Raw genomic sequence first — 12,745 nt, forward strand, 5'->3', positions numbered from 1 at the left:
GCGCTTGCGCGCCTCACGCCCCTCCCGACCTCCGCTGCAAGCAGGGGAGGAGCAGCGCATCCAGTTCTGCTTTAATCCGTGTCCAATCCGCCTTTCGCCCCTACGACGAAACCCATGACGACCATCGCCAAAGTCCACGCCCGCGAAATCCTCGACAGCCGCGGCAATCCCACGCTCGAAGCCGAAGTCACCCTGGCCGACGGCAGCTTCGGCCGGGCCGCCGTCCCGTCGGGCGCGTCGACCGGCACCAAGGAAGCCGTGGAGCTGCGCGACGGCGACAAGACGCGCTACCTCGGCAAGGGCGTGCGCCGCGCCGTGGAGAACGTCAACACGACGATCGCCAAAGCGCTGGAAGGTTTCGAAGCCGACGACCAGGCCGGTCTGGATCGCCGCATGATCGACCTGGATGGCACCGAGAATAAGGGCCGCCTGGGCGCGAACGCGCTGCTGGGCGTGTCGCTCGCCAACGCGCATGCGGTCGCGGCGTCGAAGAAGCTGCCGCTGTGGAAGTACCTCGCCGGCAACCGCGAGGCCGTGCTGCCGGTGCCGATGATGAACATCATCAACGGCGGCGCGCACGCCGACAACAACGTCGACCTGCAGGAATTCATGATCCTGCCCGTCGGCGTGGACAGCTTCGCCGAGGCGCTGCGCGCCGGCACCGAGGTGTTCCATGCGCTGAAGTCCGTGCTCAAGGGCCGCGGCCTGAGCACGGCGGTGGGCGATGAAGGCGGTTTCGCGCCGGACCTGCGTTCGAACGAGGAAGCGCTGGAAACCATCCTGGAAGCCATCGGCAAGGCCGGCTACAAGGCGGGCGAGGACATCCTGCTCGGCCTGGACGTCGCCTCCAGCGAGTTCTTCGATAACGGCAAGTACAACCTCACCGGTGAAGGCAAGCGCCTGACCAGCGAGCAGTTCGTCGATTTCCTCGCGAACTGGGCCGCGCAGTACCCGATCGTCACCATCGAGGACGGCATGGCCGAGCACGACTGGGCCGGCTGGAAGCAGCTCACCGACCGCATCGGCAACAAGGTGCAGCTGGTCGGCGACGACCTGTTCGTGACCAACCCGAAGATCTTCCGCGAAGGCATCGACCAGGGCGTGGCGAACGCCATTCTGATCAAGGTCAACCAGATCGGCACGCTGACCGAGACGCTGGAAGCCATTGCCATGGCCGATGCGAACCGCTATGCGGCGATCGTCTCGCACCGTTCGGGCGAAACCGAGGACACGACGATTTCCGACATCGCCGTCGCGACCACCGCCACGCAGATCAAGACCGGCTCGCTGTGCCGCAGCGACCGGGTCGCCAAGTACAACCAGCTGCTGCGCATCGAGGAAGCGCTCGGTTCGGCGGCGAAGTACGCCGGCCGCGACGCCTTCGTCTCGCTCAAGCGCTAAGGAACGGAGCACGCGCGCATGCGCTGGTTGCGACTGCTGCTGGTGCTGCTCGCCGGGCTGCTGGCGTTTCTGCAATACCGCCTCTGGGTGGGCGAGGGCGGCAGCCGTTCCGTCGCCCGCCTGGATCGCCAGGTACAGCAGCAGACCCGCGAAAACGCGGGCCTGCAGCAGCGCAACGACGCGCTCGCGGCGGAAGTGGAGGATCTCAAGTCCGGTGAGGCCGCCGTCGAAGAGCGCGCACGCAGCGAGCTGGGCATGATCAAGCCCGGCGAGACGTTCTATCGCGTGGTCGAACCGGAAGGCACGACCCCGTCGCCGCCCGAGGCGCCGCCTGCCGACGACGCGCAGGTGCCGGCGCCGTGACGGCGCGCATCTGGGCGGTGCTGCCTGCCGCCGGTCGCGGCACGCGGTTCGGCGGTGAGGTCCCCAAGCAGTACCTCGAAGCGGCCGGCAAGCCGCTGATCGCGCATGCGCTGGACGCGTTGCTGTCGCATGCGCGCATCGACGGCGCTGTGGTCGCGCTGGCGGCCGACGATCCGCGCTGGCCGGGCTGGACGACGCGCCACGGCAAGCCGCTGCTGCGTTGCACCGGTGGCGGCGAGCGTGCCGATTCGGTACTCGCCGCATTGCACGCGCTGCCGTCCGACGTCGGCGACGACGCGCTCGTCCTCGTGCACGACGCGGCGCGACCGAACCTTCGCGCCGGCGACCTCGATCGCCTGATCGACGCCGCCATCGCGCACCCCGACGGCGCCATCCTCGGCGCGCCGGTGCGCGACACGCTCAAGCGGGCCGACGCCGCATCGCACATCGTCGCGACCGAACCCCGCTCGGCGTTGTGGCGTGCGTTCACGCCGCAGGCGTTCCGCCGTGGCGCGCTCAGCGCGGCGCTGGAACGCGCACGCGCCGACGGCGTCGTCGTCACCGACGAAGCGATGGCGATGGAGCGCATGGGCGCGCATCCGGCGCTCGTCGAAGGCCGCGAGGACAACCTGAAAGTGACGACGCCGGCCGACCTCGCGCTGGCGGAGTATCTTCTCGCGCGAGGCACCGCGGACGGCTGACGCGCCGGTCCGCGAAGGCGACGCGTCGTTCGCCCGACTTTTCATCGCGCCTTGCGCGCATCGTTTTGAAGGCAATCCCATGAACATCCGCATCGGCCAGGGCTACGACGTGCATGCGTTCGGCGACGGCGACCACGTCATCCTCGGCGGCGTGCGCGTGCCGCACGATCGCGGCGTGCTCGCCCATTCGGACGGCGACGTCGTCATCCACGCGCTGTGCGACGCGATCCTCGGCGCGCTCGCGCTCGGCGACATCGGCAAGCACTTTCCGCCGAGCGATCCGCAGTGGAAAGGCGCCGACAGCCGTGCCTTCCTGCGCCATTGCGATGCGCTCGCGCGCGAACGCGGCTGGCGGCTGGGCAATGCCGACGTCACCGTCGTCTGCGAACGCCCGAAGGTCGGCCCGCACGCGGAGGCGATGCGCGAGGCGCTCGCGCAGGAACTGGCCGTCGAGCTGGACGCGATCAGCATCAAGGCGACGACCAGCGAGAAACTCGGCTTCACCGGGCGCGGCGAAGGCATCGCGGCGATGGCGGTCTGCCTGCTGGTGAAATCGTGAGCGAGCCGACGCTGCCGCGCGCGCATGGCGACGCCGTCCTGTCGGCGAACATGCGCACGACGCCGGAGGATTTCGTCGTCGAGGAAATCCCCGGATTCGAGCCGACCGGCGCCGGCGAGCACCTGCTGCTCACGGTCGAGAAGCGCGGCATGAACACCGGCTTCGCGGCGAAGCACATCGCCCAGTGGGCGGGCGTGGGCGAAGTCGCCATCGGTTACGCGGGCCTGAAGGATCGCCACGCCGTCACGCGACAGCGTTTCAGCGTGCACCTGCCGAAGAAGGTCGCGCCGGACCTGTCGACGCTGGATTTCGTGCAAGGCGAGGAACGCCTTACCGTCGTCGAACACACCTGGCATGCGAAGAAGCTCCCGCGCGGCGCGCTGGCCGGCAACCGGTTCGTGCTGACGCTGCGTGCCGTGCGCGGCGAACGCGATGCGATCGGGCAGCGCCTGGCGGCGATCGCCGAGCGCGGCGTTCCCAACTATTTCGGCGAGCAGCGTTTCGGCCGCGACGGCGACAACGTGGCCAACGCGCGCGCGATGTTCAACGGCCGTCGCGTGCGCCGAGAGCAGCGCACGCTGCTGATTTCGGCCGCGCGTTCGGAGCTGTTCAACCGCGTGCTCGCACAGCGCGTGCAGCGCGGCTGCTGGGACACGCCGCTCGACGGCGAGGTGTGGATGCTCGATGGCAGTCGCAGCGTGTTCGGGCCCGAACCGTTCGACGATGCGCTGGCGCTGCGGCTGGCGTCGTTCGACATCCATCCGACTGGCCCGCTGTGGGGACGCGGCGAACCGCGCACGACGGGCGAGGCCGCGCAACTCGAGGCCGAGGCGCTCTCCGGCGAGGAGGCGCTCGCGTTGCGTGCGGGCCTGGAAGCCGAAGGCCTCAAGCAGGAGCGCCGGGCGCTGCGCCTGAAGCCGGCGGAACTGGCGTGGTCGTGGCGTGAGGACGACGTGCTGGAGCTCGCTTTCGCGTTGCCGCCGGGGACGTACGCGACGGTCGTGCTCGCCGAATTGGGCCTCGTGACGTCGGTCGGGCGCGCCGGCTAGGCCGCGCGAAGCGCCTCGCCGACCGTTCGTCGGAAAGCACCCGACGGCACTGGCTCTGCCGGAGCGCCGGCGTATACCGGGCATTGCAGCGTCGCAACGCGCTGTCGCCGCGCCGCGGGGCGCGGCGAACCGTCATGGAGATGTCGTCATGAACGCATCGCTTCGCATGGCCCTGTTGCTGTCCCTGGTGGGCCTGTCGGCCTGCGCCGGCATGGAATCCAAGTCAACTTACGTACCCCAACAGCGCTCGCCGTCGCTCAACGACGCCGACGAGGAATACATCGCGTACGTCGAACGCGTCGCGCGTCGCCGCGGGCTGGAAGTGGTCTGGGTGAACCTGCCGCGCGCGACGGCTGAACAGGCGGAACAGACCACCGGACAGCCGAAGTAAACCCTGCCGACGCCCTGCGTCCGCGATCCGATCAGGAGCGCAGGCGACGGGGCGCGAGCAGCACCAGCACCGCTCCGGTGCCGCCCTGCGCCGGCGGCGCGGAGTGGAACGCGAGCACGTCGGCGCGATGCCGCAGCATGCGATCCACCAGATTCTTCAGCACGGGCTGGCCGCCCGAGGCGATCGACGCGGCGCCGTGCAATCCCTTTCCGTGCACGATCCGCACGCAGCCCACGCCGTGCTGGCGGGCGTCGTGCAGGAAGGCGCGCACCAGTTGCTCGGCCTCGCGCGTGTCCGCGCCGTGCAGGTCGAGTTCCTCCTGCACCGAGATCTCGCCACGCTTGAGTTTCTGCAGCAGCCGCGGGGAGACCTCTTCGCGCCGGTAGCTCAGCGCATCACCGGCCTCCAGCAGGCTGTCTTCCAGTGCGTGGCGGAACTGCTCGCGCGCATGCGCCTCGTCGCGTTCGGCCATGCGCGCGCGTGGGCGTGGCCGCGGCGCCGACGGCGGCGGCGCGGTTTCGCGCATCGGCCGCACCGGTCCGATCGCCGCGCGGAACAGCTCGGCGTCGTCTTCGTCATCGTCGCGTCGTTCGGACATGCGACAAGCCTAGCGTCGTAAGTCGATACCGCAAGCCGGGAACGCCGCATTCGCAAGCCGTGCACACCGTCGCCGGGCGCGCGGGCGGCTTCGGCTATCATGGGCCTTCGCGCGGCGCGGCCCGATCCGCGCCGGCGCCATGTTCCGGCAAGCGTTTCCGAACGAGTCACAAGGGAGTCCATGCGAGTACTGGTGAGCAACGACGACGGCGTCGACGCGCCCGGCATCCGCGTCCTGGCCGAAGGCCTGCGCGCAGCGGGGCACGACGTCCTGGTGGTGGCGCCCGACCGCGACCGCTCCGGCGCCAGCAATTCGCTCACCCTGGACGCGCCCGTGCGCGTGCAGCAGCTCGATGGCTCGACCTGGCGCGTGTTCGGCACGCCGACCGACTGCGTGCACGTGGCCATCACCGGCATGCTCGAGGTCGAGCCGGACATCGTGGTGTCCGGCATCAACAACACGGCGAACCTCGGCGACGACGTGATCTATTCAGGCACCGTCGCGGCGGCGATGGAAGGCCGCTTCCTCGGCCTGCCGGCAGTGGCGATGTCGCTGCAGACGGTCGATCACACCGGCCGTCATTACGAGACTGCGGCGCGTGCGGCGGCGGAAATCATCGCCCGCCTGCGCGTGGACCCGCTGCCGGCCGACACCATCCTCAACGTGAACGTCCCCGACATCCCGTGGGACGAGGTGCGCGGCTTCGAAGTCACGCGCCTGGGCAATCGTCATCGTTCCGAAGCGTGCATCCCGCAGCAGGATCCGCGCGGCCGCCAGTGGTGGTGGATCGGCCCGGCGGGCGCCGAGCAGGACGCGGGCCCGGGCACGGATTTCCACGCCGTGCGCACGGGGCACATCTCGATCACGCCGATCCAGGTCGACCTGACGCGCTACCACGCGCTCGAACAGGTGGCCAGCTGGGTCGATGGCCTGGCGACCTCGCTCGGTCATCCGGCCTCGCGCAAGCCGGAGCGCGCGGCATGACGTTGCGCATGCGGTTGCAGCCGGAGGCGATCGGTTCCGGGATGACGTCGCAGCGCGTGCGCGACCGCCTGGTCGATCGCCTGCGCGAGAACGGCATTCGCGACGAGCGCGTGCTCAACGCGATCCGCACCGTGCCGCGCCATCTGTTCGTCGATGAGGCGCTGGCGACGCGCGCCTACGAAGACACGGCGTTGCCGATCGGCCATGGCCAGACGATTTCGCAGCCGTGGGTCGTCGCGAAGATGACCGAGGCGCTGCTCGAATCGGAACCGAAGAAAGTGCTGGAGATCGGCACCGGTTCGGGGTACCAGGCCGCCGTGCTCGCGGCGCTGGGGCTGGAAGTGCACACGGTCGAACGCATCGGCGAGTTGCTGCGCACCGCGCGCAAGCGCTTCCGCCAGCTCGGCATGAACGTGCGCAGCAAGCACGACGACGGCCGCATCGGCTGGCCGGAAAACGGCCCCTTCGACGCCATCATCGTCACCGCCGCCGCGCCGGCGCTGGTGGATGCGCTGACCGAACAACTCGCGCCGGGCGGCACCCTGATCGCCCCCGTCGGCGGCGCCGGATCGCAATCGTTGCTGAAGCTGCGGAAGGATGCGGACGGGAATATCGCCCAGCAGACGCTCGCGCCGGTAGTCTTCGTGCCGCTGCTGTCGGGCATGGTCGACTGATCGACGCCGCAGCGACACCCCGCGACACACACTGACGACACCATCCAAGGGCAGGTTGCCGTTGAAGATCTTCGGACCGTTGTACGAGCGCGCCCTGGTCTGGGCCCGACACCGCCACGCGCCGGCCTACCTGGTCGGCCTGAGCTTCATCGAAGCGATCATCTTCCCGATCATGCCCGAGGTGATGCTGGCGCCGATGTGCGTCGCGCAGCCGCGGCGCGGATTCTGGTTCGCCACGATCAGCCTGGCCGGTTCGATGGTGGGCGCGCTGGTGGGCTATGCGCTGGGGCATTTCGCGTTCGAGGCGGTCAAGCCGCTGTTCGCCGCGATGGGCATGCTGGGCGGCATCGAAAGCGGCATCGCCACCGTGCAGGCGAAGATGGCCGAGTCGCCGTGGGCGGTGTTCTGGCTGCTGGTGCTGGGCGGCTTCGCGCCGATCCCGATGAAGGTCTTCACATGGGCCTCGGGTATCGTCGGCGTGCCCATGCCGCAGTACGTGCTGAGCATGTTGATCGGCCGCGGCAAGCGCGTGTACCTGATCGCGCTGGTCATCCGCATCGGTGGCGTGCGGGCCGAAGCGGCCCTGCGCCGCTACATCGAGCCGATCGGCTGGATCGCGCTGGTGTTGCTGGTCGCCGCGATCGGCTGGCTGGTCTGGAAGGCCCAGTTTGGATGAGAGCGGGTTGGATGACAGTGGCTTGGATGAGAGCGGGTTCGATGAGAACGGGTCGGATGAGAGGACGCATGACCGGAACATCGCGATCTGACATCGCACGGATTTCCGTTGCGCGATCCGCGGCCGTTGGCGCGATCGTGGCGATCACCGTGCTGCTCGGCGGCTGCTGGACGACCAAGGTCTATCGCGAACCGGGTGCGTCGTCGCAGCCGCCGTCCAAGCCGCGCCCCGGCGTGACCACCACCGTGCGTCGCGGCGACACGCTGTTCTCGATCGCCTCACGCAACGGCGTGCGCCAGCAGGACCTGGCGGCATGGAACGGCATTGATCCGCCGTACACGATCTACCCCGGCCAGAAGCTGCGCCTGTATCCGGCGGGCAAGGGCGGCAGCACGGTCGCGACGCGTCCGCCGACCACGACCACCAAGCCGGCGGCAACCACACCGCCCGCAGCCGCGCCCGCGCCGAAGCCGGCCGCGCCCGCAGCGAGCGACATCAAGTGGAAGTGGCCGGCCGACGGTGAACTCATCGGCCGCTACGTCGCGGGCGAACCGACGAAGCAGGGCGTGGACATCGCGGGCGCCAGCGGTGCGCCGGTGCGCGCCGCCGCCGATGGCGTCGTCGTGTATTCCGGTTCGGGCCTGGTCGGCTATGGCGAACTGATCATCATCAAGCACAACGAACAGTGGTTGTCCGCGTACGGCCACAACCGCAACCGCCTAGTCAACGAAGGGCAGGTCGTGCGTTCGGGCCAGCAGATCGCCGAGATGGGCCGCAGCGGCGCGCCGCGCGAAATGCTGCATTTCGAAGTCCGCTACAACGGCAAGCCGGTCGATCCGCTGATCTACCTGCCCAAGCGATGAGCCTCGCGTCCGCGCCTTGCGGACGCCGCGTTCACCGCGCGGTTTTGGTGCGACGCATGGGACGGTGGTGGCTCGCGGCGATGCTGGCGTTGCTCGCCGGCTGCGCATCGACGAACGCGCGCGACGACGCATCGGCGCTGGAGATCGTCACCCTCAACCTCTGGCACGATCGCGAAGACTGGCCGCATCGCCAGGCGATGATCGAAGCCGAACTGCGCCGCCTTTCGCCCGATGCGATCGTGTTGCAGGAAGTGCTGCAACGCGACGGCCTGCCGAATCAGGCGGAGACGCTCGCGCAGCGTCTGGGCTATCACGCGTACTTCGTGTCGGTCGATCCGACCGATCGCGCCCGCCGTTACGGCAATGCCATCCTCACGCGCGAACCGGCCACGAAGCGCGGGTTCCGTCGCCTGGACCCTGTAAACGCCTATCGCATCGCCGGCTGGGTGCGCACGAGCGTGCGCGGCCGCGAGGTGAACCTGTACGTCGTGCACCTGGATTTCGAGGACCGCAGCGGAGCGACGCGCGCGCGTCAGATCGCGGATCTGCTCGCGTTCGTCGATGCCACGCGTGGCAACGCGCCGGTCGTGATCGGCGGCGATTTCAACGTCGCGGCGGACGCGCCCGAACTCGCGCCGCTGCGCGCGCGTTTTGTCGATGCCTATGCGGCTGCACATCCCGGGACCGACGTCGAAACCCTCGCGCATGCCACGCTCAACCCGCGCTTCAATCCACCGGCGCGGATCGATCGCATTTACGGCTCCGCGAACTTCGGCACGCCGGACGCGCGGCGCATCCTCGACACGCCCGATGCCCGCGGACGCTGGGCGTCGGATCACTACGGCGTGTGGGTGCGGCTGCCCTTGGTGGGCGACGACGCGTCGCGTTAGCCGGGCTGTCGGGGTAGCACGAACGCGGCGACGACGCGGCGTCCTTCGCTGGCCAGCACGTTGAACGTGCGCGCGGCGGCCGCGTTGGTCATGGTTTCGATGCCGACGCCGCGCCGCAGGCAATGCGCGAGCACCGCCGCCGGCGGGAACGCCTGCGTGGCGCCGCTGCCGAGCAGGATCACTTCCGGTTCCATCGCGAGGACGGCGTCCAGGTCGTCCGGCGTCATCGCCTTTACCTCGACGACCGGCCAGCCTTCCACGAGGCGGTCGGGCGAGAGCACGAAACTGTTCGTCAGGGTGCGCTCGTTCACCCGCACGGACTCGCCGTCGGCGCCGCGCAGGAGGAACTCGTGATCGGGGTGTTCGAGGTTGAGCTGCATGGACGATGCCGGGATCTCGGGGGCGGACTTAAGAGGATCGCAGGGACGTTGCGAGCGTCGCGGCAGTCCTGCGTTAACGATCCCGGATCCGGATCGGAACCCGCGATCAGGCCCGCGGCAGGACGATGTGGCGCCGTTCCTTGCTCGGGCGGTACAGCACGGCCGTGTGGCCGATGCGCTGCACCAGGGCCGCGCCGGTGCGCTGGGCGATCTCGTCGATCATCGCGTCGCGGGCGTCGCGGTCCTCGGCGCCGACCTTCACCTTGATGAGCTCATGGTGTTCCAGCGCCAGGTCGATCTCGGCCACCAGCGGGTCGGTGATCCCCTTGCCGCCCACCTGCAGCATCGCCTTGAGATCGTGGGCCTGGCCCCGCAGGAAGCGGGTCTGGGCGGCGGTCAGGACGGTCTGCATCGGGAGTCGGAAAACCTCTGGGGGGCGCGCAGGGTATCATGACCACCCCCACGCTCACCCCGACGCCGCGCCGATGGCGAGCCGCAGCAAGTCCAGCCAGCGCTGGCTCAAGGAACACTTTTCCGACCCCTTCGTGAAGAAGGCCAAGGCCGAAGGCCTGCGCTCGCGCGCGGCCTACAAGCTGGAGGAGCTGGTCGAACGCGACCGGCTGCTCAAGCCCGGCATGGTGGTGGTCGACCTGGGCGCCGCCCCCGGCGGCTGGTCCCAGTGGGTGCGGCAGGAGCTCGACCGGCTCGATGCCGCCCGCCCGGGCCGCGTCATCGCCCTGGACATCCTCGAGATGCCCTCGCTCGCCGGGGTCGAATTCCTTCATGGCGATTTCAGGGAGGATGCGGTCCTATCCCAGCTGGTGGGCGCCCTGAACGGACAGCCGGTGGACCTTGTCCTGTCCGACATGGCCCCCAATAAGAGTGGCGTGGACGCGGTCGACATGCCCCGGGCGATGTACCTGTCGGAGCTGGCGATGGACTTCGCCGACAAGCACCTGCGTACCGGCGGCAACTTCCTGATCAAGTTGTTCCAGGGGGTCGGTTTCGACGAGTACGTCAAGGAACTGCGCCGACGCTACGACCGGGTCGTGATCCGCAAGCCGGAGGCCTCGCGCAAGCGGTCGCCTGAGGTCTACGCGCTGGCACAGGGCAAGCGCGCGGTAATGAAGTAAGGTTCGAAAAGCTAGTTGTACGGCGACGCCCCCGGATGGAGCGCGCCGCCCCCGCTGCAATGCGCCGCAGGCGCCAGGTAGGAACTGAATGAACGATTTGGCCAAGAATCTGCTGCTCTGGGTGATCGTCGCCGTCGTGTTGATGGTGGTCTTCCAGGCATTCGGGCCGCGCACGGGGACGGCGGAGGCACTCCAGTACGACCAGTTCGTCCACCAGGTCCAGCAGGACAAGGTGAAGGAAGTGAAGATCGCCGACGACGGCGCCACCATCACCGGTGTGCGTAGCGATGGCTCGAAGTTCACGACCTACAAGCCCAAGGACGACAAGGACCTCATCAATGACCTGATCAACCATCGGGTCGCGATCGACCAGCAGCCGCCGCAGAGCGGCCCGTCGATCCTGTACATCATCATCAACGTGCTGCCCTGGCTGCTGTTCATCGGCATCTGGGTGTATTTCATGCGCCAGATGCAGCAGGGCGGCAGCAAGGGCGCGATGAGCTTCGGCCGGTCGCGCGCCAAGCTGCAGGGCGAGGACCAGGTCAAGGTCACGCTGGCCGACGTCGCCGGCTGCGACGAGGCGAAGGAAGAAGTCGGCGAACTGGTCGAGTTCCTGCGCGATCCCTCCAAGTTCCAGAAGCTGGGCGGCAAGATCCCGCGTGGCGTGCTCATGGTCGGCCCGCCGGGCACCGGCAAGACGCTGCTCGCCCGCGCGATCGCCGGCGAGGCGAAGGTGCCGTTCTTCAGCATTTCGGGTTCGGACTTCGTCGAGATGTTCGTGGGCGTCGGCGCCAGCCGCGTGCGCGACATGTTCGACCAGGCCAAGAAGCACGCGCCCTGCATCATCTTCATCGACGAAATCGACGCGGTCGGCCGTCATCGCGGCGCGGGCCTCGGCGGCGGACACGACGAACGCGAGCAGACGCTGAACCAGCTGCTGGTCGAGATGGACGGCTTCGAAGGCGGCGAAGGCGTGATCGTCATCGCCGCGACCAACCGCCCCGACGTGCTCGACCCGGCGCTGCTGCGTCCGGGCCGCTTCGACCGCCAGGTCGTGGTGGGCCTGCCGGACGTGAAGGGCCGCGAGCAGATCCTGCGCGTGCACATGCGCAAGCTGCCGCTGCACGACGACGTCGATCCGATGACGATCGCGCGCGGTACGCCGGGCTTCTCCGGCGCGGACCTGGCGAACCTCTGCAACGAGGCCGCGCTGTTCGCCGCACGCGAGAACGCCAAGGACGTGCGCATGGAGCACTTCGACCGTGCGCGCGACAAGATCCTGATGGGCGCCGAACGCCGTTCGATGGCGATGAGCGAGGACGAGAAGCGCAACACCGCCTATCACGAGGCCGGTCACGCCATCGTCGGTCGCATCGTTCCGGAGCACGACCCGGTCTACAAGGTCACGATCATCCCGCGCGGCCGCGCGCTGGGCGTGACCATGTACCTGCCGGAGGGCGACAAGTACTCGCTCAACCGCGTCGCGATCGAATCGCAGCTGTGCTCGCTGTACGGCGGTCGCGTCGCCGAGGAACTGATCTTCGGCGCCGACAAGGTCACCACCGGTGCGTCCAACGACATCGAGCGCGCGACCAAGATGGCCCGCAACATGGTCACCAAGTGGGGCCTGTCGGAGCTGGGTCCGATCACCTTCGGCGAGGAAGAGGACGAGGTGTTCCTGGGTCGCTCGGTCACGCAGCACAAGAACGTGTCGAACGAGACCGCGCGCAAGATCGACGAGGTCGTGCGCGACATCCTCGACAAGGCCTACGGCCGCACCACGCAGATCCTCAAGGACAACCTCGACAAGCTGCACGTGATGGCCGACGCGCTGCTGCAGTACGAGACCATCGACGCGCACCAGATCGACGACATCATGGCCGGCCGCAAGCCGGGCCCGCCGGCCGATTGGTCCAAGTCGGGCAAGACGCCGAAGGACGACGGCGAACGTCCGGGCACCATCGGCGGTCCCGCGGCGCAGACCTGACCGGTCGCGCAGCGCGAAACAGCATCGAAGAGCCGGCCTTGGGCCGGCTCTTTCGTTTCGCGGTTCGGCGACGCTGCGTTGGTAGTGCAGGTAAGG

The 12,745-nt window shown here is 68.7% G+C and carries 16 protein-coding genes; 13 read left to right on the top strand and 3 right to left on the bottom strand.

The genetic code is table 11. The features are described 5' to 3' along the window. Positions 1-114: 114 nt before the first annotated feature. The 6 genes from eno to LA521A_RS05430 all read left to right on the top strand — a co-directional run bounded on the left by eno (position 115) and on the right by LA521A_RS05430 (position 4,464). Positions 115-1,401, top strand: a complete 1,287-nt coding sequence (eno, locus tag LA521A_RS05405; RefSeq protein WP_281781305.1) for a phosphopyruvate hydratase — start codon at positions 115-117, stop codon at positions 1,399-1,401. 18 nt (positions 1,402-1,419) lie between these two features. Then, the gene (ftsB, locus tag LA521A_RS05410; protein WP_281781306.1) at positions 1,420-1,764 is read left to right on the top strand and encodes a cell division protein FtsB; all 345 of its coding nucleotides are present in this window, start codon (positions 1,420-1,422) and stop codon (positions 1,762-1,764) included. Next, positions 1,761-2,465 (top strand): 2-C-methyl-D-erythritol 4-phosphate cytidylyltransferase, encoded by a 705-nt coding sequence (gene ispD, locus LA521A_RS05415; protein WP_281781307.1) that lies wholly within the window; start codon positions 1,761-1,763, stop codon positions 2,463-2,465. The genes ftsB and ispD overlap by 4 nt, the downstream gene beginning before the upstream one ends. A 79-nt stretch (positions 2,466-2,544) precedes the next feature. Beyond that, the gene (gene ispF / locus LA521A_RS05420; RefSeq protein ID WP_281781308.1) at positions 2,545-3,024 is read left to right on the top strand and encodes a 2-C-methyl-D-erythritol 2,4-cyclodiphosphate synthase; all 480 of its coding nucleotides are present in this window, start codon (positions 2,545-2,547) and stop codon (positions 3,022-3,024) included. Then, on the top strand, positions 3,021-4,073 hold the full coding sequence (truD, locus tag LA521A_RS05425) for a tRNA pseudouridine(13) synthase TruD (RefSeq protein ID WP_281781309.1): 1,053 nt from the start codon (positions 3,021-3,023) through the stop codon (positions 4,071-4,073). The genes ispF and truD overlap by 4 nt, the downstream gene beginning before the upstream one ends. A 148-nt stretch (positions 4,074-4,221) precedes the next feature. Further along, on the top strand, positions 4,222-4,464 hold the full coding sequence (locus LA521A_RS05430) for a hypothetical protein (protein ID WP_281781310.1): 243 nt from the start codon (positions 4,222-4,224) through the stop codon (positions 4,462-4,464). Positions 4,465-4,495: 31 nt separating this feature from the next. On the opposite strand, the gene LA521A_RS05435 is transcribed toward LA521A_RS05430, so the two are convergent. After that, positions 4,496-5,062: a Smr/MutS family protein gene (locus LA521A_RS05435; protein WP_281781311.1), complete on the bottom strand. Its 567-nt coding sequence runs from the start codon at positions 5,060-5,062 to the stop codon at positions 4,496-4,498. A gap of 180 nt (positions 5,063-5,242) precedes the next feature. Between LA521A_RS05435 and surE the strand changes: the two genes are divergently transcribed. The 5 genes from surE to LA521A_RS05460 all read left to right on the top strand — a co-directional run bounded on the left by surE (position 5,243) and on the right by LA521A_RS05460 (position 9,149). Continuing rightward, complete coding sequence (surE, locus tag LA521A_RS05440; RefSeq protein WP_281781312.1) at positions 5,243-6,046, top strand: 5'/3'-nucleotidase SurE; 804 nt, start codon at positions 5,243-5,245, stop codon at positions 6,044-6,046. Then, a complete protein-coding gene (locus LA521A_RS05445; RefSeq protein ID WP_281781313.1) occupies positions 6,043-6,720 on the top strand; it encodes a protein-L-isoaspartate(D-aspartate) O-methyltransferase in 678 nt (225 codons plus the stop codon). The genes surE and LA521A_RS05445 overlap by 4 nt, the downstream gene beginning before the upstream one ends. Positions 6,721-6,781: 61 nt before the next feature. Next, positions 6,782-7,396: a YqaA family protein gene (locus LA521A_RS05450; protein WP_281781314.1), complete on the top strand. Its 615-nt coding sequence runs from the start codon at positions 6,782-6,784 to the stop codon at positions 7,394-7,396. Between the two features lie 68 nt (positions 7,397-7,464). Then, positions 7,465-8,259 carry a peptidoglycan DD-metalloendopeptidase family protein gene (locus LA521A_RS05455; RefSeq protein ID WP_281781315.1) on the top strand — a complete coding sequence of 265 codons (795 nt, stop codon included), beginning with the start codon at positions 7,465-7,467 and terminating at the stop codon, positions 8,257-8,259. Between the two features lie 56 nt (positions 8,260-8,315). Further along, positions 8,316-9,149 (top strand): endonuclease/exonuclease/phosphatase family protein, encoded by an 834-nt coding sequence (locus tag LA521A_RS05460; protein ID WP_281781316.1) that lies wholly within the window; start codon positions 8,316-8,318, stop codon positions 9,147-9,149. Here LA521A_RS05460 and LA521A_RS05465 read toward each other — a convergent pair. Further along, a complete protein-coding gene (locus LA521A_RS05465) occupies positions 9,146-9,529 on the bottom strand; it encodes an Mth938-like domain-containing protein (RefSeq protein ID WP_281781317.1) in 384 nt (127 codons plus the stop codon). The two genes, LA521A_RS05460 and LA521A_RS05465, sit on opposite strands and share 4 nt — an antisense overlap. A 106-nt stretch (positions 9,530-9,635) precedes the next feature. After that, a complete protein-coding gene (yhbY, locus tag LA521A_RS05470; protein WP_281781318.1) occupies positions 9,636-9,941 on the bottom strand; it encodes a ribosome assembly RNA-binding protein YhbY in 306 nt (101 codons plus the stop codon). A 73-nt stretch (positions 9,942-10,014) separates the two neighbouring features. Between yhbY and rlmE the strand changes: the two genes are divergently transcribed. Next, positions 10,015-10,662 carry a 23S rRNA (uridine(2552)-2'-O)-methyltransferase RlmE gene (gene rlmE / locus LA521A_RS05475; RefSeq protein WP_281781319.1) on the top strand — a complete coding sequence of 216 codons (648 nt, stop codon included), beginning with the start codon at positions 10,015-10,017 and terminating at the stop codon, positions 10,660-10,662. Positions 10,663-10,750: 88 nt separating this feature from the next. After that, entirely contained in the window at positions 10,751-12,649 is a 1,899-nt protein-coding gene (ftsH, locus tag LA521A_RS05480; RefSeq protein ID WP_281781320.1) for an ATP-dependent zinc metalloprotease FtsH, read from the top strand. Positions 12,650-12,745 lie beyond the last annotated feature (96 nt).

The sequence above is a fragment of the Lysobacter auxotrophicus genome (assembly GCF_027924565.1).
Taxonomy (GTDB): Bacteria; Pseudomonadota; Gammaproteobacteria; order Xanthomonadales; family Xanthomonadaceae; genus Lysobacter_J; species Lysobacter_J auxotrophicus.